This is a genomic window from Cryobacterium sp. Y57, assembly GCF_002929505.1.
GTDB lineage: Bacteria > Actinomycetota > Actinomycetes > Actinomycetales > Microbacteriaceae > Cryobacterium.
The window spans coordinates 33,124-57,110 of the sequence record NZ_PJJL01000068.1 but is presented as its reverse complement, the minus strand read 5'-3'; the positions used below and the strand labels follow the sequence as shown (position 1 = coordinate 57,110).

At 66.3% G+C, this 23,987-nt stretch carries 28 protein-coding genes, 1 tRNA gene and 1 other RNA gene; 19 read left to right on the top strand and 11 right to left on the bottom strand.

Features of this window, described 5'->3' with window-relative positions; all coding sequences use genetic code 11:
• Nucleotide 1 precedes the first annotated feature (1 nt).
• Both CXY72_RS10810 and CXY72_RS10805 read left to right on the top strand, forming a co-directional pair.
• On the top strand, nucleotides 2–355 hold the full coding sequence (locus CXY72_RS10810; protein ID WP_104127699.1) for a DUF488 domain-containing protein: 354 nt from the start codon (nucleotides 2–4) through the stop codon (nucleotides 353–355).
• A 133-nt stretch (nucleotides 356–488) separates the two neighbouring features.
• The gene (locus tag CXY72_RS10805; protein WP_104127698.1) at nucleotides 489–1,901 is read left to right on the top strand and encodes a dicarboxylate/amino acid:cation symporter; all 1,413 of its coding nucleotides are present in this window, start codon (nucleotides 489–491) and stop codon (nucleotides 1,899–1,901) included.
• A gap of 315 nt (nucleotides 1,902–2,216) precedes the next feature.
• Here the strand turns inward: CXY72_RS10805 and CXY72_RS19550 are convergent, their stop codons facing one another.
• The gene (locus CXY72_RS19550) at nucleotides 2,217–2,354 is read right to left on the bottom strand and encodes a hypothetical protein (RefSeq protein WP_158252544.1); all 138 of its coding nucleotides are present in this window, start codon (nucleotides 2,352–2,354) and stop codon (nucleotides 2,217–2,219) included.
• Between the two features lie 98 nt (nucleotides 2,355–2,452).
• Complete coding sequence (locus CXY72_RS10800; protein WP_104127697.1) at nucleotides 2,453–3,778, bottom strand: MFS transporter; 1,326 nt, start codon at nucleotides 3,776–3,778, stop codon at nucleotides 2,453–2,455.
• A gap of 160 nt (nucleotides 3,779–3,938) precedes the next feature.
• On the opposite strand from CXY72_RS10800, the gene CXY72_RS10795 reads away from it, so the two are divergent.
• Nucleotides 3,939–4,454 carry a molybdenum cofactor biosynthesis protein B gene (locus tag CXY72_RS10795; RefSeq protein ID WP_104127696.1) on the top strand — a complete coding sequence of 172 codons (516 nt, stop codon included), beginning with the start codon at nucleotides 3,939–3,941 and terminating at the stop codon, nucleotides 4,452–4,454.
• Entirely contained in the window at nucleotides 4,454–4,876 is a 423-nt protein-coding gene (locus CXY72_RS10790) for a molybdenum cofactor biosynthesis protein MoaE (protein WP_104127695.1), read from the top strand. Before CXY72_RS10795 ends, CXY72_RS10790 begins: the two co-directional genes overlap by 1 nt.
• 75 nt (nucleotides 4,877–4,951) lie before the next feature.
• On the opposite strand, the gene CXY72_RS10785 is transcribed toward CXY72_RS10790, so the two are convergent.
• The 6 genes from CXY72_RS10785 to CXY72_RS10760 form a co-directional block, all read right to left on the bottom strand.
• Nucleotides 4,952–5,191 carry a MoaD/ThiS family protein gene (locus CXY72_RS10785; RefSeq protein ID WP_104127694.1) on the bottom strand — a complete coding sequence of 80 codons (240 nt, stop codon included), beginning with the start codon at nucleotides 5,189–5,191 and terminating at the stop codon, nucleotides 4,952–4,954.
• A complete protein-coding gene (locus tag CXY72_RS10780) occupies nucleotides 5,191–5,463 on the bottom strand; it encodes a DUF6457 domain-containing protein (RefSeq protein WP_104127693.1) in 273 nt (90 codons plus the stop codon). The genes CXY72_RS10785 and CXY72_RS10780 overlap by 1 nt, the downstream gene beginning before the upstream one ends.
• Complete coding sequence (locus CXY72_RS10775) at nucleotides 5,460–6,140, bottom strand: molybdenum cofactor guanylyltransferase (protein ID WP_104127692.1); 681 nt, start codon at nucleotides 6,138–6,140, stop codon at nucleotides 5,460–5,462. Before CXY72_RS10775 ends, CXY72_RS10780 begins: the two co-directional genes overlap by 4 nt.
• Nucleotides 6,141–6,279: 139 nt before the next feature.
• Complete coding sequence (gene moaC, locus CXY72_RS10770) at nucleotides 6,280–6,789, bottom strand: cyclic pyranopterin monophosphate synthase MoaC (RefSeq protein WP_233197767.1); 510 nt, start codon at nucleotides 6,787–6,789, stop codon at nucleotides 6,280–6,282.
• Complete coding sequence (gene glp / locus CXY72_RS10765; protein WP_104127691.1) at nucleotides 6,786–8,129, bottom strand: gephyrin-like molybdotransferase Glp; 1,344 nt, start codon at nucleotides 8,127–8,129, stop codon at nucleotides 6,786–6,788. Before glp ends, moaC begins: the two co-directional genes overlap by 4 nt.
• A gap of 3 nt (nucleotides 8,130–8,132) precedes the next feature.
• Nucleotides 8,133–9,434, bottom strand: a complete 1,302-nt coding sequence (locus CXY72_RS10760) for a ThiF family adenylyltransferase (protein ID WP_104127690.1) — start codon at nucleotides 9,432–9,434, stop codon at nucleotides 8,133–8,135.
• Between the two features lie 294 nt (nucleotides 9,435–9,728).
• Between CXY72_RS10760 and CXY72_RS10755 the strand changes: the two genes are divergently transcribed.
• The 4 genes from CXY72_RS10755 to CXY72_RS10740 all read left to right on the top strand — a co-directional run bounded on the left by CXY72_RS10755 (nucleotide 9,729) and on the right by CXY72_RS10740 (nucleotide 13,039).
• Complete coding sequence (locus tag CXY72_RS10755; protein ID WP_104127689.1) at nucleotides 9,729–10,133, top strand: molybdopterin-binding protein; 405 nt, start codon at nucleotides 9,729–9,731, stop codon at nucleotides 10,131–10,133.
• Nucleotides 10,130–10,924, top strand: a complete 795-nt coding sequence (modA, locus tag CXY72_RS10750) for a molybdate ABC transporter substrate-binding protein (RefSeq protein WP_104127688.1) — start codon at nucleotides 10,130–10,132, stop codon at nucleotides 10,922–10,924. The genes CXY72_RS10755 and modA overlap by 4 nt, the downstream gene beginning before the upstream one ends.
• Before the next feature lie 181 nt (nucleotides 10,925–11,105).
• Nucleotides 11,106–11,888 (top strand): ABC transporter permease, encoded by a 783-nt coding sequence (locus tag CXY72_RS10745; protein ID WP_233197766.1) that lies wholly within the window; start codon nucleotides 11,106–11,108, stop codon nucleotides 11,886–11,888.
• Complete coding sequence (locus CXY72_RS10740) at nucleotides 11,885–13,039, top strand: sulfate/molybdate ABC transporter ATP-binding protein (RefSeq protein WP_104127686.1); 1,155 nt, start codon at nucleotides 11,885–11,887, stop codon at nucleotides 13,037–13,039. The genes CXY72_RS10745 and CXY72_RS10740 overlap by 4 nt, the downstream gene beginning before the upstream one ends.
• 142 nt (nucleotides 13,040–13,181) lie before the next feature.
• On the opposite strand, the gene CXY72_RS10735 is transcribed toward CXY72_RS10740, so the two are convergent.
• Nucleotides 13,182–14,219 (bottom strand): LacI family DNA-binding transcriptional regulator, encoded by a 1,038-nt coding sequence (locus CXY72_RS10735; protein WP_104127685.1) that lies wholly within the window; start codon nucleotides 14,217–14,219, stop codon nucleotides 13,182–13,184.
• A 214-nt stretch (nucleotides 14,220–14,433) separates the two neighbouring features.
• Here CXY72_RS10735 and CXY72_RS10730 point away from each other — a divergent pair, with 214 nt between their 5' ends.
• The 8 genes from CXY72_RS10730 to CXY72_RS10700 all read left to right on the top strand — a co-directional run bounded on the left by CXY72_RS10730 (nucleotide 14,434) and on the right by CXY72_RS10700 (nucleotide 20,473).
• On the top strand, nucleotides 14,434–15,471 hold the full coding sequence (locus CXY72_RS10730) for an asparaginase (protein WP_233197765.1): 1,038 nt from the start codon (nucleotides 14,434–14,436) through the stop codon (nucleotides 15,469–15,471).
• A 19-nt stretch (nucleotides 15,472–15,490) separates the two neighbouring features.
• Nucleotides 15,491–16,381, top strand: a complete 891-nt coding sequence (locus CXY72_RS10725) for a polysaccharide deacetylase (RefSeq protein WP_104127684.1) — start codon at nucleotides 15,491–15,493, stop codon at nucleotides 16,379–16,381.
• The gene (locus CXY72_RS10720; protein ID WP_104127683.1) at nucleotides 16,378–17,784 is read left to right on the top strand and encodes an MFS transporter; all 1,407 of its coding nucleotides are present in this window, start codon (nucleotides 16,378–16,380) and stop codon (nucleotides 17,782–17,784) included. The genes CXY72_RS10725 and CXY72_RS10720 overlap by 4 nt, the downstream gene beginning before the upstream one ends.
• Complete coding sequence (locus CXY72_RS10715; protein WP_104127682.1) at nucleotides 17,777–18,541, top strand: SDR family NAD(P)-dependent oxidoreductase; 765 nt, start codon at nucleotides 17,777–17,779, stop codon at nucleotides 18,539–18,541. Before CXY72_RS10720 ends, CXY72_RS10715 begins: the two co-directional genes overlap by 8 nt.
• 13 nt (nucleotides 18,542–18,554) lie before the next feature.
• Nucleotides 18,555–19,277 (top strand): SDR family NAD(P)-dependent oxidoreductase, encoded by a 723-nt coding sequence (locus CXY72_RS10710; protein ID WP_104127681.1) that lies wholly within the window; start codon nucleotides 18,555–18,557, stop codon nucleotides 19,275–19,277.
• A gap of 31 nt (nucleotides 19,278–19,308) precedes the next feature.
• The gene (locus CXY72_RS10705) at nucleotides 19,309–19,668 is read left to right on the top strand and encodes a hypothetical protein (RefSeq protein ID WP_104127680.1); all 360 of its coding nucleotides are present in this window, start codon (nucleotides 19,309–19,311) and stop codon (nucleotides 19,666–19,668) included.
• Between the two features lie 96 nt (nucleotides 19,669–19,764).
• Nucleotides 19,765–19,923, top strand: a complete 159-nt coding sequence (locus CXY72_RS19545) for a hypothetical protein (protein WP_158252543.1) — start codon at nucleotides 19,765–19,767, stop codon at nucleotides 19,921–19,923.
• A gap of 37 nt (nucleotides 19,924–19,960) precedes the next feature.
• Nucleotides 19,961–20,473: a DinB family protein gene (locus CXY72_RS10700; protein ID WP_104127679.1), complete on the top strand. Its 513-nt coding sequence runs from the start codon at nucleotides 19,961–19,963 to the stop codon at nucleotides 20,471–20,473.
• Between the two features lie 157 nt (nucleotides 20,474–20,630).
• Here the strand turns inward: CXY72_RS10700 and CXY72_RS10695 are convergent.
• A tRNA-Ser gene (locus tag CXY72_RS10695) sits at nucleotides 20,631–20,718 on the bottom strand.
• 121 nt (nucleotides 20,719–20,839) lie between these two features.
• Between CXY72_RS10695 and ffs the strand changes: the two genes are divergently transcribed.
• The 3 genes from ffs (at nucleotide 20,840) to CXY72_RS10680 (ending at nucleotide 23,049) form a co-directional block, all read left to right on the top strand.
• Nucleotides 20,840–20,936: signal recognition particle sRNA small type (ffs, locus tag CXY72_RS10690), an RNA gene on the top strand.
• A gap of 143 nt (nucleotides 20,937–21,079) precedes the next feature.
• A complete protein-coding gene (locus CXY72_RS10685) occupies nucleotides 21,080–22,051 on the top strand; it encodes an aldo/keto reductase (protein WP_104127678.1) in 972 nt (323 codons plus the stop codon).
• Nucleotides 22,051–23,049 (top strand): NAD-dependent epimerase/dehydratase family protein, encoded by a 999-nt coding sequence (locus tag CXY72_RS10680; RefSeq protein ID WP_104127797.1) that lies wholly within the window; start codon nucleotides 22,051–22,053, stop codon nucleotides 23,047–23,049. Before CXY72_RS10685 ends, CXY72_RS10680 begins: the two co-directional genes overlap by 1 nt.
• Nucleotides 23,050–23,072: 23 nt before the next feature.
• Here CXY72_RS10680 and CXY72_RS10675 read toward each other — a convergent pair whose 3' ends face one another.
• On the bottom strand, nucleotides 23,073–23,981 hold the full coding sequence (locus CXY72_RS10675; RefSeq protein WP_104127677.1) for a LysR family transcriptional regulator: 909 nt from the start codon (nucleotides 23,979–23,981) through the stop codon (nucleotides 23,073–23,075).
• Between the last annotated feature and the right edge of the window lie 6 nt (nucleotides 23,982–23,987).

Sequence of the window (23,987 nt, the reverse complement as noted above, 5' to 3'; positions counted from 1 at the left end):
CATGGTGCGGATCAAGAGGGCGTATGAGGCGGCATCCGCTTCTGATGGATGCCGGGTGCTGGTTGATCGACTCTGGCCGCGCGGTGTCTCCAAGGAGAGCGCCGACCTCGATGAGTGGCTGAAAGAGATCGCGCCGTCACCCAAGCTCCGCACCTGGTGGAAGCACGACCCGAAGCGCATGGACGAGTTCGCCGTGCGCTATCGCGCCGAACTCGACGGCACTACCGAGACCCAGGCGGCCGTCGTGCAGCTGCGCGCGCTCGCCGCGGCCGGCGTGACGACCTTGGTCTATGGAGCAAAGGACCCACGGGTGAACCATGCGCGGGTGCTCGCCGAATACCTGCAGGAGAAGTAGCCGCAGCAGGTCACTTACCGCGTGAAGGAATACTGTGCCCCCTTTCAGCCTTGGGGCTAAGGGCGCCTGCACGCGGCGGTGGACTCTCAAGGGGCTCCGTTGCGCGGGACAGGGGCGCCAGTGTGACTTACGAATGACAATAGGAAGTGTCGAACCAGTGACTTCAGTAGTTCCCGTCAGTACCCACGGCAGCAGATTTCCCAAATGGGTGCGCTCGTTCGGCGTTCAGATCATCGCGGCGCTCATCATCGGTCTCGGCCTCGGACTGCTGGCCAAATACACCGGCAGTACCGAAGCGAATCCCAACGGTCTCGGTGCGACCCTGAAAATCATCGGGTCAAGCTACGTCTCGCTACTGCAAGCTGCCGTCGTACCGCTCATCTTCACGGCCGTGGTCAGCTCCATCGCGAACCTGCGCGCAGTGTCCAACGCGGCGAAGCTGGCGTGGAACACTCTGCTCTGGTTTGCCATCACCGCATTGATTGCCGTTCTGATCGGCATCGGACTGGGCGTGCTGGTGCGACCGGGGGCCGGCACCGGTATTGCCGATAACGCCGAATACACCGGCAAGACCGGAGACTGGTGGGCATTTTTGACCGGACTCTTCCCGAAGAACTTCCTCGGACTCGGCGCCAATACCTCCGTCGTTGACGGCATCGCCAGCACCACCGTCAGCTTCAACGTGCTGCAGATTCTAGTCATCGCCATCGTGGTGGGAATTGCAGCGTTGAAGGTGGGCAAAGCCGCCGAGCCATTCCTGAACCTCAACGCGTCAGCTCTGGCGGTCATTCAAAAGGTGCTGTGGTGGATTATTCGCATCGCGCCGCTCGGCACGATCGGCCTGATCGGTAATGCCGTCGCGGTCTACGGGTGGGACACGATGGGTTCGCTGGGCAAGTTCGCAGCCACCATCTACGTTGGCCTGATCCTGGTACTGTTCGTGGTCTACCCGGTACTGATCAAGTCTCACGGTCTCTCCGTCAGGCAGTACTACTCCGGCGTCTGGCCGGCTGTTCAGCTGGGCTTCGTGTCGCGCTCATCCATCGGCACTCTTCCGCTGACGCAGCGCGTCACGGAACGCAGCATGGGCGTACCGCGCGGATATGCATCCTTCGCTGTTCCCCTCGGGGCGACGACCAAGATGGATGGTTGCGCGGCTATCTACCCCGCCGTCGCCGCCATCTTTGTGGCCCAGTTCTTCGGAATTCAGCTGGACCTCACCCAGTACCTGCTCATCGTTCTCGTATCCGTACTGGGTTCGGCCGCCACGGCCGGCACCACGGGCGCCGTCGTCATGCTGACGCTGACCCTGTCAACGCTGGGTCTGCCGCTGGCCGGGGTCGGCCTTCTGCTGGCCATCGATCCGCTCATCGACATGGGCCGCACCGCCGTGAACGTGGCCGGTCAGGCGCTCGTGCCGACGATCGTGGCCAAGCGCCAGGGAATCCTGGAGGAGACGCTGTACAACGCCCCGCGAACCTCGCAGCCCTTTACGGACGACGTAGCGGAGCCCGCGCCGTCTGAACTGTCCGAGACGCGCGTCTAACCGTTCCGAGTACACGCACTTCAAGCGCGGCCCGCATGTCGGGCCGCGCCTGAATGCGTCTGTGGACCCCGCCGATTCCGTTGGTCGAGCTCGCCGCGCGTGCCAAGCTTGCGGGGTGCGTTGCGCGGTCCCTGTGTTAGATGCGGGTGTTGCACCTCGTGCGCAGCGTCCGCAGCACGCACGCTGCACGCACGCACGCAGCCCGCCCACAGCTCGCAGCATGCACGCGGGCACGCGCGATGCGACCGCCGGCCGCGTGGGCGACGGGCCGGCATCCGCTTCACACAAGGGCTGACGGATGCGCGGTTCACGCCGTCAGGACGGCGAGAGCACCGTGTCGCACCGCCAACAGGTGGCCGGCAACTCGCCGGAGACGTAGGCGCCGCACTCCGGGCAGACCTGTTCAAGCCAGCAGGCCGGGTCGCCGCCTACTGGTTCTTCATTTTTGGCCATCGGTGACCTCCTCATTTCAGTATGACCCCCTGCTGGCAGGAAAAAACCCGAAGCCCCCCGCTGGAGGAGGAGGGGACTTCGGGTCGATGGAGGGAGCGTCAGCTCGGGTTGGGGGCACCGGGACGCGCGTAATAGAACCAGGCCAGTCCGGTGCAGACCACGCAGAAGGCGGAGCAGCCGATGAAGAAGGTGGTCGGGCTCATGGCGGTGAGGGCCATACCCACGATGAACGGTCCGAAGGCGGCAATCGCCGCGGTCCAGCCGATCGCTCCGCCGGCCTGCCGCTTGGGGAAGATCATCGGCATCTGCTTGAACGTTCCGGCATTGGCCAGTCCGGAGAAGAAGAAGATGATGATCATGCCGGTGAGAAAGCCGTGGAACTCGTCGACGCTCGTCGGGGTGAGAAAGAATACCGTGACGGTGGTGCCCACGGCCATGCCTGCGCCGCCGATGAAGGTGAAGATGGCGCCGCCGAACCGGTCGCAGAGCGGGCCAGAGGCCGCGCGCACGAGGGCGCCGACGACGGGGCCGATGAAGGCAAAAGCGAGCGGGTTGGGAGCATCCGGAAAATCGCCGTACACGTTGAGAATGATCAAGCCCATCTGCGCGGCCAGGCCGCTGAATGCGCCGAAGCTCATCAGGTAGATGGCGGTCATGATCCAGGTGTGCTTGACCGTGAAGATGTCGAGCTGCTCGGTGAAGTTGGCCTTGATTGGCACACGCTTGAGACAGAGGAGAGCGAGGACGATCGCGAGGATCACCCAGGGGATGAGCACGAGTCCGCCGTTGTGCAGCCAGACCAGTTCACCATTCGAGTCGCTCTCCGGGGTGAGGGCGGCAGTGCCGAGAAGGCCGAAACCGACCACCCACGGAGTGAGCAGCTGAATGAGCCCGATGCCGAAGTTGCCGAGCCCCGCTTGCAGGCCCAGGGCTGTTCCGGCCAGGCGCTTGGGAAAGAAATAGCTCGTCGACGCCATGAACCCCGAGAAGCTGCCGCCGCCGATACCCGCGGCGAACGAGAGGGCCAGGAGCACCCAGTAGGGGGTGGAAACGTCGCGGGCGACGAGGGTCCAGCCGATCATCGGCAGCAGCAGCAGGGCGCTCGACAGGACGACGAGTACGCGGGTGCCGAGAATCGGCGGTAAAAACATGAAGATGAGTCGCAGCAGGCCGGCGGCGAGGCCCGGCAGCGCGACCAGCCAGTACAGCTGGCTGGTGCCGAGGTCGAAGCCGATGTCGTTGAGCCGTGGGGCGATAGCGCTGACCAGGTACCAGGCCGCGAAGCCCAAGGTCATGCTGAAAGTCGTGATCCACAGGGTGCGCCAGGCAAGGCGCGAATCCCACGTTTCGTCGTGTTCCGGATCCCAATTGGAGAGGTCCGGCTTCAGCGTGGACGTAACGCGTGGTGGTAAGACGGTTGACATGGGCTTCCTCGGCTGGTTATCGGGCATACGGCCCGCTGCGTAACCAGCCTGTTCGTTTGCCGTTCGGCGTGCACCGCGCAAACACCGTGATAAATGAATTCGGCCCAGAGCGCATGCCGGTAGCCGGACCGCTCGGGCTGCGTCGCGGTAGTGTAGAACGGTGAAAACTCAGCTCAAGCTTGGTGCCGAACTCGGGGCCGTCGTGATCACCGTGTCTGATCGCTCGTCGCGCGGGGAGCGCGAAGACCGGTCGGGGCCGGCCACCGTTGATGCACTCGCGGAGGTCGGAATTCCGTGCGGGCCACCGCGGGTGGTGCCCGACGGCATCGAGAGTGTGGCGGGAGCGATCCTGGCAGCGCTCGGCGATGGCGCCCGCCTCGTCGTGACGACCGGCGGCACCGGCGTGTCGGCGCGCGACCTCACACCCGAGGGCACGACGACCGTGATCCACACGATGCTGCCGGGAATCTCCGAGCGGATGCGCGCGTTGAGCGCCGCGACGATCCCCACCGCTGTGTTGTCCCGCGGTATCGCCGGTATCGCCGATTCGGTCGGCAACAACGGTGCGTTGGTCGTGAACCTGCCCGGTTCCACCGGCGCGGTGCGCGACGGTGTGGCCATTCTTGCGCCGCTCGTGCGGCACATCATCGACCAGCTCGACGGGGGGGACCACTGATGTCCGTCGGCTTCGCCCGGGTCACCGAGTCGCTGCTCGACGTGGGTGAGCATCTGTCGGCGGTGTCCGATGCGACCCATGGCGCCGTGGTGACGTTTATCGGGCAGGTGCGCGATCACGATCCGGATGCTTCCGGCCGCGTCACGGGCCTCGACTACAGTGCGCATCCCGATGCAGGGCGCATCATCGGTGAGATCGCTGACCGGGTGCGGAGGAAGCATCCGCTGGTGGTGCTGGCGGTCAGCCACCGTATCGGACACCTCGAGGTCGGCGACCTCGCCCTCGTGGCGGTCGTGGCGAGCGCGCACCGCGGCGACGCCTTCGCGGCCTGTGAGAGTCTCGTCGAGGCCGTGAAAGCAGAGGTTCCGATCTGGAAGAAGCAGTACGAGGTTGACGGAACGCATTCCTGGGTCGGTTTATAGTTTCGACCGGTTACGAACGACCAGGACCGAAGCGACGGGGCACATCTTGGAAGTCGCGTTCGGCAAACCGGGTGATCAGCCGCCGGCGAAGGGCGGGAGCACGTCGACCGCGTCGGTGGGCGCAAGCGCAACCGCGTCATCGCCGGCGCGGGCGCCGTTCACCAGCAGGGAACACAGCCCGAGTACGCGCATGAACTCGGTGCCGTAGCGCTCGCCGAGCTCGGCGCGGAGCTCGCCGATCGTGCCAGCGTCGAGCGTGGTCGTGTCAGTCTGGGCGGCTTCGGCTGCGCCGGCAAAGAATCGCAGGGTCGCCATCAGAGCTTCTCGGGTGCCCAGTCGCGGGCGAGTTCGCTCGCGGCGGCGCAGGCAGCTTCAATATCGGTGCCCGTTCCACCGTTCTTCGCGGCGGCGAGGCCGATCAGAAAGGTGCTCAGGGGAGCGGCCGGCCGGGCCACGTTGTGGGCAATGTCGCGGGCGGCGTCGAGCAGGTCGCCTACCGGCACGTCGGCCGGGTCTAGCTGCAGCCGATCGGCGAGGGCTGTGAGCCACTCGTCGAGCGCTTCGGGAGGCAACGGTGTAGCGCTCATTCGGGGTCACTCCTTTGGTCGAGCTGAATTGTCGGAGCACCGGTCAAGCGAGCGGTGCTACTCTCAACATCTTCCCACGTGTCCACGTCAGCGCCGGCTTCGGATTCGTCGAGTAGTCCCATGAGGTTGAGTCCCGCGAGCAGCTCACGCATGCTGGCACCATTAACGTGAGCGCCCAGTCGGTCCACGGCGGCGCGCAGGGCAGACGCCCGGTAAATCCCGGCCAGCCATTGGGCGTGGCCGGTGTCGTCGGTGAGGTGCACGCCCTCGGTCTGTTCGCCGCTGGTCTCGGCAGCGGATGCTGCCGCGACCAGCAGGCGGGCGGCATCCGCTCCCCAGGGCAGATCGCAGGCGAGTACGAGCACCCAATCGGCGGGTGCATCGGCGTTCGCCGCAAGCGCGGTGAGGCCAGCCGCGATGCCGGCCACCGGGCCGCCGAACGGAGGATCCTCCAGGGCCCAGACCAGGGCGTCATCCGGTCGGCCGCCGGCAGCGGGCCGGGCGGCGGGCGGGCCGACGACGACGGCATTCCGGGCGACCGGGCGGGCGTCGAGAACTCGGGAGAGCAGGGTGCGCCCGGCCACTTCGACCGCGGGCTTGAGTGCACCGCCGAGTCGGCGGCCGCGGCCGCCGGCGAGCACGAGCAGATCGACAGTGCCGCCTGCAGGGGCACTCATGTCGCCTGCCGAGCGGATGGGAGCGCCCGATTTCGGTGCGCGCTCCGGTAGCCGGGATAGCGGCTTCCGAAACTGGGCGCGCCCGTGACGATGGCGGGGCATCCGTTTTGCGCGAAGGATGTGCCGGAATCGCGCCGGGTCAAGCGCGCAGCCAGTCGCCGCTCTTGCCGCCGCTCTTGGCGAGGAGGCGCACGTTTTCAATCGTGACGGATTTATCGAGACCCTTGACCATATCGACGACCGCGAGGGCAGCGACCGTGACGGCGGTGAACGCCTCCATTTCGACGCCGGTGCGGTCGGCGGTGCGCACGGTGGCGGTGATGCTGACGCCGTCATCGTCAACGACGAGGTCGACGACGGCGCCGTGCACACCGATCACATGGGCCAGGGGCAGCAGGTCGGCGGTTTTTTTGGCGCCCTGGATTCCGGCGATACGGGCCACAGCGAGCACGTCGCCCTTGGGCGCGGTGCCGTCACGGAGGGCGGCGATCACTGTCGCGCCGCAGCGCACGAAACCGGCGGCGGTGGCGCTGCGCACGGTCGGAACCTTGTTGGTCACGTCGACCATACGAGCCTGTCCGGCCGAGTCGAGGTGGGTGAACAGCTGTGCGGGCATGGTCGCTCCGGTCGTGTCGGTGATGTGCGTCATGATGTCAGCATGACAGTGATGAGGTCGCCGCCGCGAATGTGAGTCGTGTCTTCGAGCACGATGGCGAGCCCGTTGGCCTGCGCGAGGCCGGCGACGAGGTGCGAACCCGACCCGCCGCGAGAAGCCGGGCGTGCCTCGAAATTGTTTGTGCTGGCGTTTGTGCTGCCGTCTGTGCTCTCAGCGTCGGCGGTGCGGTGCGTGAGGATGACGGGCATGTACTGGGCACGTCCGGGCGGGGAACGCCAGCCATCGACGGCCGTAGCGGTGACGGTGCGCCGCTGCAGGGTCTCGTGGCCGAGCAGACGCCGCAGCGCGGGTCGCACGAACACCTCGAAGGACACGTAGGCGCTGACCGGGTTGCCGGGCAGGGCGAAGATCAGCGGTCCGGGCACACTGTTGGTGGCGGGCCAGCGTCCGAACCCCTGCGGCTTACCGGGTTGCATCTTGACCGGTCCGAAGTCGACGGTGCCGAGCGGCTTGAGCACGGCTTTGACCACGTCGTACGCTCCGACGCTCACCCCGCCGGAGAGCACGATCACGTCGACCTGGCCGGCCAGCTCGGTCAACACCGCACGCAGCACATCGTCGTCGTCGGGCACGGCGCCGATCCGTACCGGAATCCCACCGGCCTCGGCGACGGCCGCCGACAGCAGAAAGGAGTTGGAATCGGGAATCTGGCCGCGACGCGTCGGGCTGCCGGGAGTGACGAGTTCGCTGCCGGTGGAGATGACGGCCACCCGAGGGGCGGGGTGCACGAGTACGGAGCTGGTTCCGGCGCTCGCCGCTGCGGCGACCCGGGTGGGCCAGAGCACGCTGCCCGCGCGCAGCACCCGGTCCCCGGCGTGGGCATCTTCTCCGGCCCGGCGTACGTGCGCGGCGGGCTTGGGCGACTGAAGAATGGTGACCTGCTCGGTGCCCTGGTCGGTGTCTTCGATCGGCACGACGGCATCCGCTCCGTCGGGAATCGGTGCGCCCGTCATGATCCGCGCGACCTGCCCGGGTACCAGGCGCGGGTTCTGGTCCGTGCCGGCAGCCAGGTCAGCCACGACGGGCAGGGTGATCGGGTTCTGAGCGGATGCTTCGAGCAGATCAGCGCGGATAACGGCGTAGCCGTCCATCGCGGAGTTGTCGAAGGGAGGCGTGTCGGTCACCGTGAGTACGTCTTCGGCCAATACGAGCCCACGGGCCTCGTCGAGCCCGACCCGCACCGGCGACAGGGGATCGACACTGCCGAGCACGATCGCGAGCTGCTCGGCAACGCTGCGTGCGGATGCGGCGGGTGCGCACGCATCCGCCCGCTCGGTGTGCGTGTGATCGTGTGTGCGTTCGGTGTCGGTCACCGGCTAGACCAGACTGTCTGACTGATCGCTGGTGCCGGCGTCGTCGCCCGCCGAGGCGTGCCGCCGAGTCGGGACGGGCTCTGGCAACTCCCAGCGGCTGCCGATACCCGACGCGCCCCCGGCGGTGACGAGGTCATCCCAGGCGAGGATCCCGCCGCTAAGCACGGAAACATCGGTGAATCCCGCCTCACGCAGCGCGTTCGCGGCGCGGGCCGCCCGGCCGCCGGCGTGGCAATGCAGAATCAGCGGCGTGTCGTGAGGCAGCGCGGCGCGGCCACTGTCCGAGAGCGCCCCATCGGTGAGAAGCTCACCGATGGGCAAGAGCCGGGCCGTTGGAATCGAGCTTTCGGCGAATTCATCTGGCTCGCGCACGTCCACGACGAGAAAATCATCGGTGCCGGCGCTCTGCGCGGTGAGGCGGTGGACAAGTTCCACGCTCGAGACCTCGGGGGTGCTCTTCATGGCCGCCTCGGCGAGCTCGGCTGAACGCTCGGCGGCGATCTCGGCGGCGGTCGGCTCGGCGGCAATGCCAGTTCCGAGCAGCGGAATCTCGCTGAACCGACCCGATAGCGCGTCGATCACCAGCACTCGACCGATCAGGGGCGAGCCGATCCCCGTGATGAGCTTGATGGTTTCGGTCGCCATGAGCGACCCGACCTGGCCGCACAGCGCGCCCAGCACACCGGCGTCGGCGCAGTTGGGCACCTCGCCCTCGGCCGGTGGCGTCGGGAACAAGTCGCGCAGGTGCACTCCGGTGATGCCGCTGCCGGCCGGCGGAGTGGCCCAGAACACCGAGAGCTGGGCATCGAACCGCAAAACGGATGCCCACACCAGCGGTAACCCCAGCCGCGCGCAGGTGTCGTTGACGCGAAACCGGGTCGGAAAGTTGTCGGTGCCGTCGATGACGATGTCGTAGCCGCCGATGATCTCGTCCGCGTTGCTCGCGACGAGACGCTCGGAGTGCCGGACGATCGTGGTTTCCGGAGCGATCTCGGCGATGCGCTCCGCGGCGCTGTCTACCTTGGGATGGCCGACATCCGCTTGCCCGTGAACGATCTGGCGCTGCAGATTACTCGGCTCCACGTCGTCATCGTCGACGATGCCGATGGTGCCCACGCCAGCCGCTGCGAGGTAGAGCAGGGCGGGGGAGCCGAGGCCACCGGCGCCGAGCACGAGCACCCGGGCGTTGGCGAGGCGGCGCTGACCGAGTTCATTGAGCTGGGGGAGGCGACGCTGGCGGGCGGTACGCACGGTTTCGGAGGCGGTGAGCCGATCAACGGGCTCGACAAGGGGAGGAATAGCCATGACTTAACGCTAGGCGCTGCGCGGCCCCGCGGCCACCAGCTCGGGGAAGAGCGCAGCCGAACCGCCCTGCCCAGAGGCATAACTCCTGCAATCTGTCGCCGCCGCCGTCACTCTGCCCCTATTTGAGCGGTTCGCACCAGCCGGGCTGAGCAATTTGCAGGAGTTATGCGCCTGGCGCGGGACAGCCGGTAGTGGTTTCCGGGACAGCCGGCCGTGGTTTCCGGGACAGCTGGGAAAGGTTTCGGGGCCAGCCGGATGGGTTGAAACCGCACATGCGGTGCTATCGTGCCATTTATGACGCAATATCGGATCAGTGAGGCCGCCGAGCTGCTCGGCGTCAGTGACGACACCGTACGACGCTGGGTCGACGGTGGCCGTCTCGCAGCGGATGCCGACGCCACCGGTCGCCTCGCGGTCGACGGAACCGCGCTCGCTGCCTTCGCGGTCGACCAGGCGAGCACCCCGACCGACCCGTCGAGCGTGGGGCGCAGCGCCCGCAATCGATTCGTCGGCATCGTCACCGCCATCACCATGGACACGGTCATGGCCCAGGTCGAACTGCAGTGTGGCCCGCACCGCGTGGTTTCGCTCATGTCGAGCGAGGCCGTGCGCGAACTCGGCCTCGAGATCGGCTCGCTCAGCGTTGCCGTGATCAAGGCCACTAACGTGATCGTCGAAACTCCGGGACGGATGCCATGAGCCGCCTCCCGCAGGCCTTCGCCGTCTTGGCCGTGCTCGCCCTGGCCCTCACCGGCTGTGCACCCTCGAACACCTCGAACACCTCGAACACTGATGAGCCGACCGGTCAGGGGCTGGCGTCCCAGACCCTCAGCGTTTACGCCGCCGCGTCTCTGACCGGCGCCTTCGACGAGCTCGCCACCCTGCTCGAACATGAGAATCCGGCCTTCGACGTGCAGGTCACCTACGACGGATCCTCCACCCTCGCTACCCAGATCGCGGCCGGCGCCCCCGCCGACGTGTTCGCCAGTGCCGACCAGAAGAATATGCAGCCGCTCGGCGACGAAGCACTGGTCGGCCCCGCCACGCTGTTCGCCGGCAACACCCTGCGCATTGCGGTCGCCCCGGGCAACCCGCTCAAGATCGAGACTCTGAAAGATCTCGTCCGACCCGGCGTGATCACCGTGCTGTGCGCGGTGCAGGTCCCGTGCGGCGCAGCATCCGCCAGCCTGCTCGCCAAAGCCGGCGTCGCACTGAGCCCCGCCAGCGAGGAACAGAATGTGACGGCCGTCGTCACCAAAATCGCCGGCGGCGAGGCGGATGCCGGCCTCGTCTACGCGACGGACGTCGCCGCCAATCCCGACCGCATCCAGGGCGTGACGCCGGCCGGAGCGGATGCGGTCGTCGGGCACTATCCGATCGCGGTCGTCGCCGACAGCGCGCACGCCGAGGCCGCCCAGGCCTTCGTCGACCTGGTCCTTTCCCCGGCCGGTCAGGCCGTGCTCGCCGCCCACGGCTTTCTTGCCCCGTGAGGGTTCTGGTTCGTCTGGGCCCACCTTGTGAACGGGGGCCTAGGTTAGAACCTGGGCCCCCGTTCCGGGCCTGGGCCCGGGCCCGGAATCCGGCCGCGACCGGAGCCGCGACCGGAGCCGCGACCGGAGCCGCGACCGGAGCCGCGACCGGAGCCGCGACCGAATCCTGGAGGAGGCGCGCGTGATCCCGCGCCTGCTCTATTTACCCGCGAGCATCGGCCTGGCCCTGCTCGTGCTGCCGCTCGCCGGGCTCCTGCTCAAGGTCGACTGGCCTGCCCTGCCCGCCCTGCTGCTCTCACCCGAGGCCCTGCAGCCGCTGGGTTTGTCGCTGGTGACGGCATCCGTTTCGACGCTGCTCTGCCTGCTGCTCGGCGTGCCGCTGGCTGTCGTCATCGCGCGGTCTCAGCCGCGTGCAGCCGGCTTATTACGCGCGCTCGTGACCGTGCCACTCGTCTTGCCGCCGCTCGTCGGCGGCATCGCGCTGCTCTCCCTGCTTGGACGCGGCGGCGTACTCGGCAACACCCTCGAACTTGCCGGACTGCGCATTCCATTCACGACGGCCGCGGTGGTCATTGCGCAAACCTTCGTGGCCCTGCCGTTCCTGGTGATCGCGGTCGAGGGGGCGTTGCGCACCGCCGGCATCCGCTATGAGCGCGTCGCGGCGACCCTCGGCGCCGGCCGCGGCACGGTCTTCGCGCTCATCACGCTGCCGCTGGTCGGCCCCGGACTGCTCGCCGGGACCGTTTTGAGCTTTGCCCGCGCCCTCGGAGAATTCGGTGCGACCGCCCTCTTCGCCGGTAACCACGTCGGCGTCACCCGCACCATGCCCCTCGCCATCTACACCGCCTTCAACGGCTCGGGCGTGACGACCGACCAGGCCGTGGCCCTGTCGTTGCTGCTCATAGCGGTCGCGGTGATCATCCTCGTGCTGGTCGGAACCCGCCGGGCGAGCGTGCTCTCATGACCGCCACCCTCCGCCAGGATGTCACCGCACTTCTCGCCGCGAACCTCCAACTCACCCGAGGCGGGTTCACCCTCGACGTGCAACTCACGCTCGCGCCCGGCGAGGTGCTGGCCCTCCTGGGCCCGAACGGCTCAGGCAAGTCGACCGTGCTCGATCTGCTCGCCGGACTGGCCACCCCCGATACCGGAACCGTCACCCTCGGTGGCGCGACTCTCACCGCCCCCGGCCGGCTTGTGGCACCCGAGAATCGCGCGATCGGCCTGCTCGGACAAGAGCCGCTGCTCTTTCCGCACCTGAGCGCCCGCGCCAACGTGGCCTTCGCGCTCCGGGTCGGTGAAGCGCAACTGAACGCCGCGTCGGCCCGGGTGCAGGCCGACCGATGGCTCGACCGGGTCGGTCTGGCCGGCCTCGGCAGCAACCTGCCGGGCGCCCTCTCCGGCGGACAGCAGCAGCGCGTCGCCCTCGCCCGCGCCCTCGCGGCCGGCCCGCGCGTGCTCCTGCTCGACGAGCCGATGGCCGCCCTCGACGCGGAAACAGCACCGTTCATCCGTCAACTCATCCGCGAGCAGCTTGCCGAAACCGGCACCAGCGCCATCATCGTCACCCACGATATCGTCGATGCCGTCGTGCTCGCCGACCGCGTCGCCGTGCTGCACCACGGTGCACTCATCGACGAAGGCACGACCGCAGCGGTGCTCGCGGCCCCGCAGAACCCCTTCGTCGCGGCCCTCGCCGGCGTCAATCTTGTGGTGGGTACCGCGCAGGACGGCGCGGTCGTCGCCCCAGACGGCCGCACGTTCTGGGTGCGCCCAGCGGATGCCGCGGCCCTGTCACCCGCAACCCCCGCCAGAGAGGCCCCCGGCTCCGGGACCCCCGCGCCCGCAGCCCCCGCGCCCGTCGCGGCAGTCTTTCGCCCGGCATCCGTCGTCGTGCACACGGAACGGCCCCATCACGCGAGTCCCCGCAACGTCTGGTCGGCCCGGGTGAGGAGCATTGAGCCGGGCACGGGCGGAGTGCGACTGCGCACGAGCGGCGACCCGGAGGTCATCGCGGAGCTGACCCCGGCCGCGGTTGCCGACCTCGGCCTGCAGGTGGGCTCGACGGTCTGGCTTTCGGTCAAGGCCACCGATGTGAGTGCCTACCGTCGCTGACGTGTACATTCCGGGCACCAGGGACGGCGCGCAACGCTGAGAAAAAGGGTATTTCGCGATGATGTGCCAGGGAGCGTCAACTGTGACCTGCACCAACCAAGTACCCGGGGGAGCCGCAGCATTTTCGGGCAGTAACCGTCTTTTACCCCGCCGCCCAGGTGAAATCACTGCTGTCTCGCACGCATAAAACAGGAAGAAGTTTGATCGACTCCACGGCGTCTCCGTTCAGCACGCCGAGGAGCAACTTCACGGCGACCCGGCCGATGTCGTGCATCGGCGAGTGCACCGATGACAGCGCGATAGGCAGTTGCGCGGCCAGCGACGTGTCATTGAATCCGACAATTGCCAGATCGCGGCCCACGTGTAATCCGTGAGAATTTGCCGCGCCCATAGCGCCGATGGCTGCGAAGTCGTTGACCGCGAAGATCGCGCTGGGGCGACGATCTGTGTCTCGCAGAATGCTATTTGCTGCGGTGTGCCCGCCCAATGTGTCGAAGCGCGACCACACGATGGCGCTCTCAGGGATTGTTCCACCGAGCGCGCGAAACCGGGAGACGAAGCCGTGCGTGCGATCGACTCCAGTACTGGCGTAGGGTTCACCAGCGATGATGGAAACATCGCGGTGGCCCTGGTCCCACAGGTGCTGCGCCACCAGAGCTCCGCCCAGGGTGTCATCGCAGGTGGCTGATGCAAAACCGGCAATGGCGCGGTTCATGAGCACGAACGGCACCTTGCGTTCGGCGAGCTCGTCGAGAATATTGCCGTCAAGGTGCGCGTCACCGATGATGAGGCCGTCTACCCGTCGAGACAGCATGATTTCCATTTTGTGCCGCTGTATCGATGTATCGTCACGAGAGTTCATGACGAATGTGGAGTAGTTGGCGTCGTCGGCTGCCTCGTCGATTCCTTCGTACATAACCGCAAGCACGAGGTCGGAAAGACGCGGAACGATAACTCCGAGAAGATGCGTGCGCCGCGTGCGCAGGCTCGTGGCCTGGGGGTCGGGGGAGTAGCCCACCTTCTTGGCGAGGTCACGCACACGTTGGGCCGTGACCGGCGCGGCGGCACCGCGTGCCGTCTCAGCTTTCCCATGCAGGATCCGTGACACGGTCGACGGGTGCAGGCCGAGTTCGGCGGCCAGATCTTTTAGGGTGACGGACCCCGGTCCGATGCCTGTCATGTCGCTGTCTCCAGTTTCCGTGACCCGAGAAAGCCGGATACGAAGCTTGACTTGCCTGTCGATCTCATTCTATAGTTTTACAACCTCACTACCCAAACGATTGGGTAATGAGCGTTACATACCCGCAATGACGCGTGCAGTCGGCCGAAACATTGGGTATCTACTCTTACATCAAGAAACCCAATCGTTTGGGTACCGACCCCCGGAGAAAATAATGACGAATCGTGCCGGCACCCACGTGGTGTTGCTGGCGACCGGTGGAACAATCTCGTCGCGCGCCCGCTCTGCGGAAGGCGGTGCCGCGGTTGCCGCCGACGCCGGTGCGCAAATTCTCTGCGGTCTGGCCACAGCCCCGGCCTACCCCGTGCGGGTCGTCGACGTCGCCTGTGAGGGCTCCTACCTACTCACTCTCGTCGACATGATCGCGATCTGCGCGCAGATCAAGATTGCCCTCGCCGACCCATCGGTGCGGGGGGTCGTCGTCACGCACGGCACTGACACGATGGAAGAGACCGCCTACCTGGCCGACCTCACCCACGACCACGTGAGCCCGGTGGTCTTCACCGGGGCGCAGAAATCCGCCGACGCCGCCGACCCCGACGGTCCTGGCAACCTCGCCGATGCCATCGCGGTCGCTGGATCACCTGCGGCAGCAGGCCTCGGCGTGTTGATCGTTTTCGCCGGCGAGATATTCCCCGCCCGCGGCGTGCGCAAAGCACAGACCTTCGCGCTCTCGGCCTTCACCAACCCCGACTTCGGCTCGGCCGGTTTTGTGACCGCCGCCGGTGACGTCGTCATCACCCGCCATAACGAGCGGATGCCCCCGCTCCCGCTCCCGCCCCTCCCTCCCCGTCAGGCCAGACGCGTCGACGTGGTGTCTGCCTATCCGGGGGCGGACGGAATCCTGCTGCAGGCATCCGTGGCTGCCGGGGCCAGCGGAATCGTGTTGCAAGCAACGGGAAGCGGCAACGGCAACCCCGCCCTGTGCGCCGCCGTCACCGCCGCCACCGCGGCCGGCACCGTGGTGGTGACGAGCACCCGGGTGAGCGCCGGCCCGGTCATCCCGGTCTACGGCGCCGGCGGGGGACGAGACCTCGTCGCGGCCGGTGCCATCCCCACTGGCCTGCTGCGGCCCTCACAATCGCTGATTCTGCTCAGCCTTCTGCTGCAGCTCGATCGCAACCATGACGAGATCGCCGACGCGTTTGCCCGGTACGGGGCAGCCATCGTCGAGTCCACCCAAATTTGTTAGTGCAACGAAAGGCACAGATATGAAAAAAGATATCCAGATTGCATTTGGAGTAGACGTCGACGCTGTCGCCGGCATGCTCGGTTCCTACGGCGGCGAAGATTCCCCGTGCGACATCTCTCGCGGCATGTTCAGCGGTGAGGTCGGTGGGCCGCGTCTTATCCGCCTGTTCGACAAGTACGACCTGCCCACCACCTGGTTCGTTCCCGGGCACTCCATCGAGACCTTTCCCGAGCTCACCCGCATGATCGTTGCCGCGGGCCACGAGATGGGCGTGCACGGCTACTCCCACGAGAACCCGATCGCGATGACCCGCGAACAGGAGACCACGATCCTGGACCGATCCATCGAACTGATCGAAAACGTCTCGGGCCACCGCCCCACCGGGTATGTCGCCCCGTGGTGGGAATTCTCGACGGTGACGAACGAAATCCTGCTCGAACGCGGCATCAAGTATGACCACTCGCTCATGCACAACGACTTCGAGCCGTACTACGTGCGTGTCGGTGACAGCTGGAAAAAGATCGACTACGCAAAGAACGCCCAGACCTGGATGGAGCCGCTCGTGCGCGGCGTCGAGACCGATCTGGTGGAGATTCCCGCCAACTGGTACCTCGATGACCTGCCGCCGATGATGTTCATCAAGGCCGCCCCGAACTCACACGGTTTCGTGAATCCGCGCGATATCGAGCAGATGTGGAAAGACCAGTTCGACTGGGTCTACCGCGAAATGGATCAGGCCGTCTTCACGATGACGATCCACCCCGACGTCTCCGGACGACCGCAGGTGCTCCTCATGCTCGAGCGCCTCATCGAATATTTCAACTCCTACGAAGGCGTCAGCTGGAACACCTTCGACCAGATTGCAGATTCGTTCCTCGCCCGTTCCCCCCGAAAGGTTCCCTCCGCATGAAACTGAAATCTCCCACCCTCGATCTCACGGCGGCGACCGTCAACGAGAAACGTCGCTTTCCCGCCTTCACCGTGAAGCAGACCCGCACCGCCACGATTCTGGCGCTGTTGGCCTGGACCGTTGCCGTCTTCGACTACGGACTGTTCGGCACGCTCCTTCCCGCCATGCAGGAATCCTTCGGCTGGACTGCGCCCGAAGCCTACGCGATCAACACCTGGATCGCCGTGGGCACCGCGATCGTCTGCTTCGGCGTCGGCCCGGTCATCGACCGCCTCGGACGACGCAAGGGCATGATGGTCACCGTCGGTGGCACGGCCATCGTCTCCGGCCTCACCGCCATCATCCCCACCGGAATGGCCTTCCTCAGCAGCGGGTTGCTTGTGATCGTTCGGTCATTTGGCGGTCTGGGGTTCTCCGAGCAGGCCGTCAACGCGACCTACATGAACGAGGTCTACCAGGTCACCGAAGACGAGAAGAAGCGCAAGCGCCCGGGTCTGAGCTACTCCTTCATCCAGGGTGGCTGGCCGCTCGGCTTTCTGCTCGCCAGTGCGCTCGCCCTGGCCTTTCTTCCGACCCTCGGCTGGCGTGCCCTGTACTTGATGGCCACCATCCCCGCAGCGCTCATCGTCTGGGCCATCGCACGCAAGCTCAAAGAAACTCCCCAGTTCGAACTGCACAGTGAACTCACCCGACTCGAGAAGGCCGGGCGCACCGAAGAAGCCCACCTGCTCGCCGGGTCGTATGGCGTCGAGCACTCCTCGACCGCACCACTCAAGCTCATCTGGGAGCCGAAGCTGCGCCGGAACACGATCGTGTTCTCACTCGCCTGGATCTTCAACTTCTTTGGCATCATGATCTTCAGCATTCTGGGCAGTTCCGTACTCAAGAACGCCAAGGGCGTCGAACTCTCCGATGCCTTCTGGATGCTCATTGTCATCAACGCCCTGGCCTACTTCGGCTACGTGTTTCACGGGTGGCTCGGCGACAAGATCGGTCGCAAGCGCACCATCATCAGCGGCTGGATCCTCGCATCGGTCGCCTTCACCATCATGTTGAGCCCCCTCGCGAACAGCCCCGTGACCATCGTCGCGAGCTTCGGCGCCGGCCTGTTCTTTCTCGTGGGCCCGTACGCGGCTATTCAGTACTTCATGGCCGAGTGCTACCCGGTGAGCTGCCGCGCCACCGGCACGGCGTTCATCGGCGCGATGAGCCAGCCCGGCATCGTTATCGGCGGCGCGCTGTTCACCGCCGTCGCCGCCGGAGCCAACACGGGAACCGCTGCGCTCTGGGTCGGTGCCCTCGGCATTCTCATCTCGGGTGTGCTCATGTTCGCCGCCAAGCCCATGGCAGAAGCTCCGCTCGCTGTCGTACCGGAAAACGAGTTGAAAGCCCAGCGTGTCTGAAGCCCGCGTCGCGATAATTACCGGAGCCGCCAGCGGCATCGGTCGGGCCCTCGCCGTGCACTATGCCGGCCAGGGGGTGCGCAGCGTCATCGGCACGTTTCCGGGTGACCCGCACGACCCGCAGGAAACACTGCGGTCGGTGCGCGATGCCGGTGGTGAAGCCGTCGTGCACGAGGTCGACGTGCGCAGCACGGCATCCGTTGACGCTTTCGCCCAACGAGCGGTTGACGAGTACGGCCGTCTCGACTACGCCGTGGCCAACGCGGGCATTTTGCGTCATTCTTCGCTTCTCGACATGACGGATGCCCGGTGGACCGACATGCTCGATGTCGATCTCACCGGTGTGCTGCGCACACTGCGTGCCGGAGCCGAACGCATGACCGAGGGCGGCGCCATGGTGGCGGTCTCCTCGATCGCCGGCGCGGTCTACGGGTGGGAAGGTCATGCTCACTACGCTGCGGCGAAAGCCGGCGTGCTCGGTCTGATTCGCAGTGTGGCTGTCGAACTGGGGCCGCAGGGCATTCGGGCCAATGCGGTCATTCCCGGACTCATCGAAACTCCGCAGTCACTCGACCCGGTAAATTCGCTGGGACCGGACGGCCTGGCCCGAGCCGGAAAGGACATCCCCTGGGGTCGCGTGGGGACACCGGCAGAAGTGGCCAGCGTCATCGCGTTTCTCACGTCGTCGCAGGCCGGGTACGTCACCGGGCAGTCCCTTATCGTTGACGGCGGACTCACCGTGAAAATGCGCGCTTAGAAATGGAACAGAAATGACCGTGCAGCAGCATCGCGCGTCCACCGGCCGCGGAGTCGTCGTCACCGGCGGCAGTAGCGGAATCGGGCGGGCGATCGCCGAAGCATTTGTCGCCAACGGCGACCGCGTGGTCGTACTCGATCGCGCGGGCACGGACAGTGACGCGATCAACGTCGACGTGTCGCAGGAGGACAGCGTGCGCGCGGCCTTCGCGACCGCTCGCCAACGGCTTGGCACCATCGACGTCCTGGTGAACAGCGCCGGCTTGCTCACCGAGTCGCCACTGCAAGACATGACACTCGCCATGTGGAACGAGACTCTCTCGGTCGACCTCACCGGGGTGTTCCTGTGTTGCCGGGAGGTGGTGGGGGAGATGCGTCAACAGAAATGGGGCCGCATCATCAATATCGCCTCCCAGCTCGCCATCAAGGGTGGCACCGGCCTGAGCCACTATTCGGCGGCCAAGGCCGGGGTTGTGGCTCTGACTAAATCGCTGGCGCTTGAAGTTGCCAGCGACAACGTGCTCGTCAACAGCATCGCTCCCGGCCCGATCGAGACCCCGCTCGTGCAGGGCATCTCCGAAGATTGGAAGAGTGCCAAGCGCGCCGAATTGCCGCTTGGGCGGTTCGGCGTTGCGGCCGAAGTCGCCCCGACGGCGCTGCTGCTTGCGAGTGAGCCGGGAGGAAACCTCTATGTGGGGCAGACCCTCGGGCCCAACTCCGGCGACGTGATGCAGTAACTCGGACCGTCAGGTCAGTCAGGAACCAAAAATGTGCGGAGCATGCGGCACGACGGTCTACCCCGACCCGGTGATGGGCAACGAACACACCCTCAGAAATCGCATCCTGGTGGCGCAAACGGTGTCCGCCGTGTGTGCCGGCGTGCCCGGCGCACCCCGCATCTCGGCGCTCGCCGCGGGATGGTCGGTGACCAGCGCCACCGGCTCGATCTCGTTATGCCACACCGTTGCTGACCTCTGGCGCGCGCTCCCCGTGCGAAGTGCGTCGGTGCTGCAGCACGCGCTCGAGGTGCGGGCGCGCGCCGAAGGGCCCGAGGGCCTCTCGGCGCGCGTCGTTGCCCTCGGACTCGACCTGACGCGGCAGCGCGTGCTCGGTGGACCGCAGCGCTGATCGAGGCACGAAGTTTTACGCTTACGCCACGTAAACAACACAAGACTGCGTTCGGCCGGAATCGATGACCTGCGCGATTTCGGGATTGTGGCCATCGTGGCTGGACACGTCCGGTCGGAGCGTAGCAATAACATCGCCCGCAGGGCGCTCTCCTCTCAAGATATCGTGCAGATCGCCCAGGCTCTGGTGTCGTCGGAGGTGGCGACAACCCGCGGTTCAGCGGATGCGTCTGAGTCCCGGCAGGATCGCGGCTAAGCGCGGGGGTACGGTGGCAGAACGACTAAGGAGAGCCATGACCCCGTCCGAACTGCTCATCGAAGAGTTTTCCCGTATCCAGGGATACGTAGCTGCGACCCTGAAAAACGCGACCGTCACCACCCTCACGCATCGAGCGGATGCCGACGCTAACACGATCGCCTGGCTCATCTGGCACCTGTCCCGCCTGCAAGACGACCACATCGCCGACCTCGCGGGCAGCGAGCAGGTCTACACCGGGCAGGGGTGGGCCGAACGATTCGACCTGCCGTTCGAGCCGACGAGGATCGGCTATGGCTTCACCTCGGCCGAAGTCGCCGCCGTTCGAGCCGACGCCGACCTGCTCGGCGGCTATTACGACGCCGTGCACACCGCGACCCTCGCCTATCTAGCCGGTCTGAGCGAAGCGGACCTGGAGCGGGTCGTCGACGAGTCCTGGACTCCCGCCGTCACGGTCGGTGTGCGCCTGGCAAGTGTGCTCTCCGACGACCTGCAGCACGCTGGCCAGGCCGCCTTTGTGCGCGGTCTCGCCGATCGCGCCGACGCCTGACCTGCGCGTCACCCAGCACGCTGCGTTTGCTGATCTGGCGGAGAACGGGGGATTCGAACCCCGTAAGTGGGGCGGTGTGCTGATCTGGCGGAGAATGGGGGATTCGAACCCCGCAAATGGGGCTGTGCGTCACCCAACACGCTGCGGTTTGCTTATCTGGCGGAGAATGGGGGATTCGAACCCCCGAGGGCTTTCACCCAACACGCTTTCCAAGCGTGCGCCATAGGCCACTAGGCGAATTCTCCTGGCCGCCGTTCCAGTAAAGCAACGGCACCAGAGAATCTTACCTGTTTCCAGCGGATGCTGCCGCCACCGGCCCAGACCGCGCTCGGTTGGCCACGCCCCACGTCGTACCCTAAACTAAGATTCGGCTCCTCGCGTGGCGCCACCTTGGCCAATTCCCCCAGGACGGAAACGTAGCAAGGGTAACCGGGCTCTGGCGGGTGCGCGAGGAGTCTTTTTTATCCGGGGAAGCGCGGGGACAACCAGGGCGGTACCCGTGTGCCGAGACGGCTGGGGAGTCGTTCTCGATTGAGAAGCGCAGGTGCACAGTGGTATCCGTAGGTGCTGTTGGACAGTCGACCGATGCGCGGCCAACCTAAAGATATGGAATACACCCAACTGGGCCGCTCCGGCCTCAAGGTTTCTCGCCTCTGCCTCGGCACCATGAACTTCGGCCCGGAAACGGACCCCTCCGAATCGTTCGCCATTTTGGACGCCGCCCAGACCGCGGGAATCAACTATGTCGACACCGCGAACGTCTACGGCGGTCACCTCGGGCACGGCGCGACCGAGAAGATCGTCGGCGACTGGTTCGCCCAGGGCGGCGAGCGCCGCGAGAAGACCGTGCTCGCCACCAAGCTCTACGGTGACATGACCGACTGGCCAAACAACGGCAAGCTCTCGGCCCTGAACATCCGCCGCGCCCTCGACGCGAGCCTCACCCGGCTCAAGACCGACTACATCGACGTGTACCAGTTTCACCACATCGACCGCAGCACCCCGTGGGACGAGATCTGGCAGGCCATGGAGACGGCCGTTGCGCAGGGGAAGATCCTCTACGCCGGCAGCAGCAACTTTGCCGGCTGGCACATTGCCACGGCCCAGGCCGAAGCGCGTCGACGTAATTTCACCGGGCTGATCAGCGAGCAGTCCATCTACAACCTGATCACCCGTGATATCGAGCTCGAAGTACTGCCGGCCGCACAGGCCAACGGTATCGGCGTCATCGCCTGGTCCCCCCTGCAGGGCGGACTGCTCGGCGGAGTCCTCCGCCAGCAACGAGACGGAAAGCGTCGCCTTTCCGACCAAGCCGTGCACGCCCTCGCGACTCACCGCGACGCGATCGAGAAGTACGAAGACTTCGCCGCCGAACTCGGCCACGAACCCGGCGACGTCGCGCTCGCCTGGCTGCTGCACCAGAACGGCGTCACCGCCCCGATCATCGGTCCACGCACGCAGGACCAGCTGGCTGCGGGTATCCGCGCCCTCGATGTGAAACTCGACACGTCGGCACTGGCCCGCCTCGACGAGATCTTTCCCGGCAAGAAAAGCGCTCCGGAAGACTACGCATGGTGATGCGCGGGCTCGACGTCTTGTTCATCGGCGGCACCGGCGTGATCAGCGCTGCCGCCGCCGCACGTGCGGTCGCGACCGGGCACCGTCTCACGGTGCTGAACCGGGCGACGACAACCCAGCGCCCGGTTCCCGCCGGTGTAGAGGTGCTCACGGCAGACGGGCGCAACCCGGCCTCGATCCGGGCTGCCGTGGGCAAGCGAACCTTCGATGTCGTCGTGGACTTCGTAGCTTTCACAGCTGAGCACGTGGCGGCCGATATCGAGCTGTTCTCGGGACGCACGGGCCAGTTCGTCTTCATCAGCTCGGCGTCGGCCTACCAGAAGCCGCCGACTCGACTGCCCATTCTGGAATCCACGCCGCTTCGCAACCCCTACTCGCAGTACTCGAGGGACAAGATTGCCTGCGAAGACTTGTTGGTCGCGGCCTACCGCGAGCAGGGATTCCCGGTCACGATCGTGCGCCCCTCGCACACCTACGACCAGACCGCGATCCCGCTCACCGGCGGGTGGAGTGACATCGTCAGCATGCGCGCCGGTCGCCCCGTGCTGGTGCACGGTGACGGCACCTCGCTCTGGACCCTCACGCACAGCACGGACTTCGCCAAAGCTTTTGTTGGGCTGTTCGGCCTGCCGCAGGCCATCGGCGACAGTTTCACCATCACCTCTGACGAATTTCTGGCGTGGAATAAGGTCTACGAGCTGTACGCCGAGGCAGCGGGCGTGCCACTGCCCGAGCTGGTGCACGTGGCGTCGGAGACCATCGCGGCTGCGGTGCCGCATCTCGGCCCGGCACTGCTCGGCGACAAGGCACATTCCGTCATCTTCGACAACAGCAAGATCAAGGCGCTCGTGCCCGATTTTGTCTGCACCACCCCGCTCGCGCAGGGCGCGCGCGACACCATCCGCTGGTTCGACGCACACCCCGACGCGCAAATCAGAGACGAGGACCTCGAGCGCAGCTTCGAGGCGCTTATTGACGCGGCGAGGACGCGGGCTTAGCAGCCAGCAATAAGCGTGGCGGTTCAGCTGGCGTCGACCGAACTGCCCGGAACCTGAACCGCCACGTTTGTCAAGAGCTGATCCAAAAACGCTCTGGCGGCCGGGCTCGGCTCGTCGGAAACGGCGACCGCGACACTCCACGTCGGCAGGCCGCCGGGCAGTTCGATCGTGCGCAGGGTTTCGGGACGCTTGGCGGCGAAGCTCGCCGGAACAATGGCGACACCGAGGTTGTAGCCCACCAGATCCAGTAGAGGATGCACGTCGTTGACCTCCATCGCCGCCCGATAGTCGAATCCGGCTGCCGCACAGGCCCGTCGGGCGAGCACGTGCGCGGCCCAACCGGACTGAAAACCGATCAGCGACTCGGTGCGCAAAGACTCCAGGGTGATCGAGGATCGGCCGGCCAGCGGATGGTCGGGGTGGGCCAGTACGACGAGCCTCTGCGTGCCGAGCTCGTGCAGGGTAACCCCGGGCGGGGTGGGACCGGTTTCGACGACGACCGCGATATCCGCTCGCCCGCTTGCGACGCTCTCGATGAGGTCGACCGAACCCGCGTAGCGCAGTCTGACCTCGACACCACGGTTGACCGTGCGGAACTGCGCCAGCTCGGCGGGCAGGTCGATTGCGCCGGCGCACGGTTCGGCCCCGACGGTGAGCCGGCCACGCATGACGCCGCGAACGGCCGCGACCGCATTCTGCGCCGCGGCGGCGCTGGCCAGCGTGCGCAGGGCGTCTGCCAGAAGCGCCTGTCCGGCCGCGGTCAGTTCGACCCGTCGAGTGCTGCGGGCGAAAAGCGACATCCCGAGTTCACCTTCGAGGGCGCGAATCGAAGCCGAGAGGCCGGACTGCGAGATCTGTAAGAGGTCAGCGGCACGGGTGAAGTGACGTTCCTCGGCGACCGTAACGAAGTGTTCAAGTTGACGCAGTTCCATTGAACG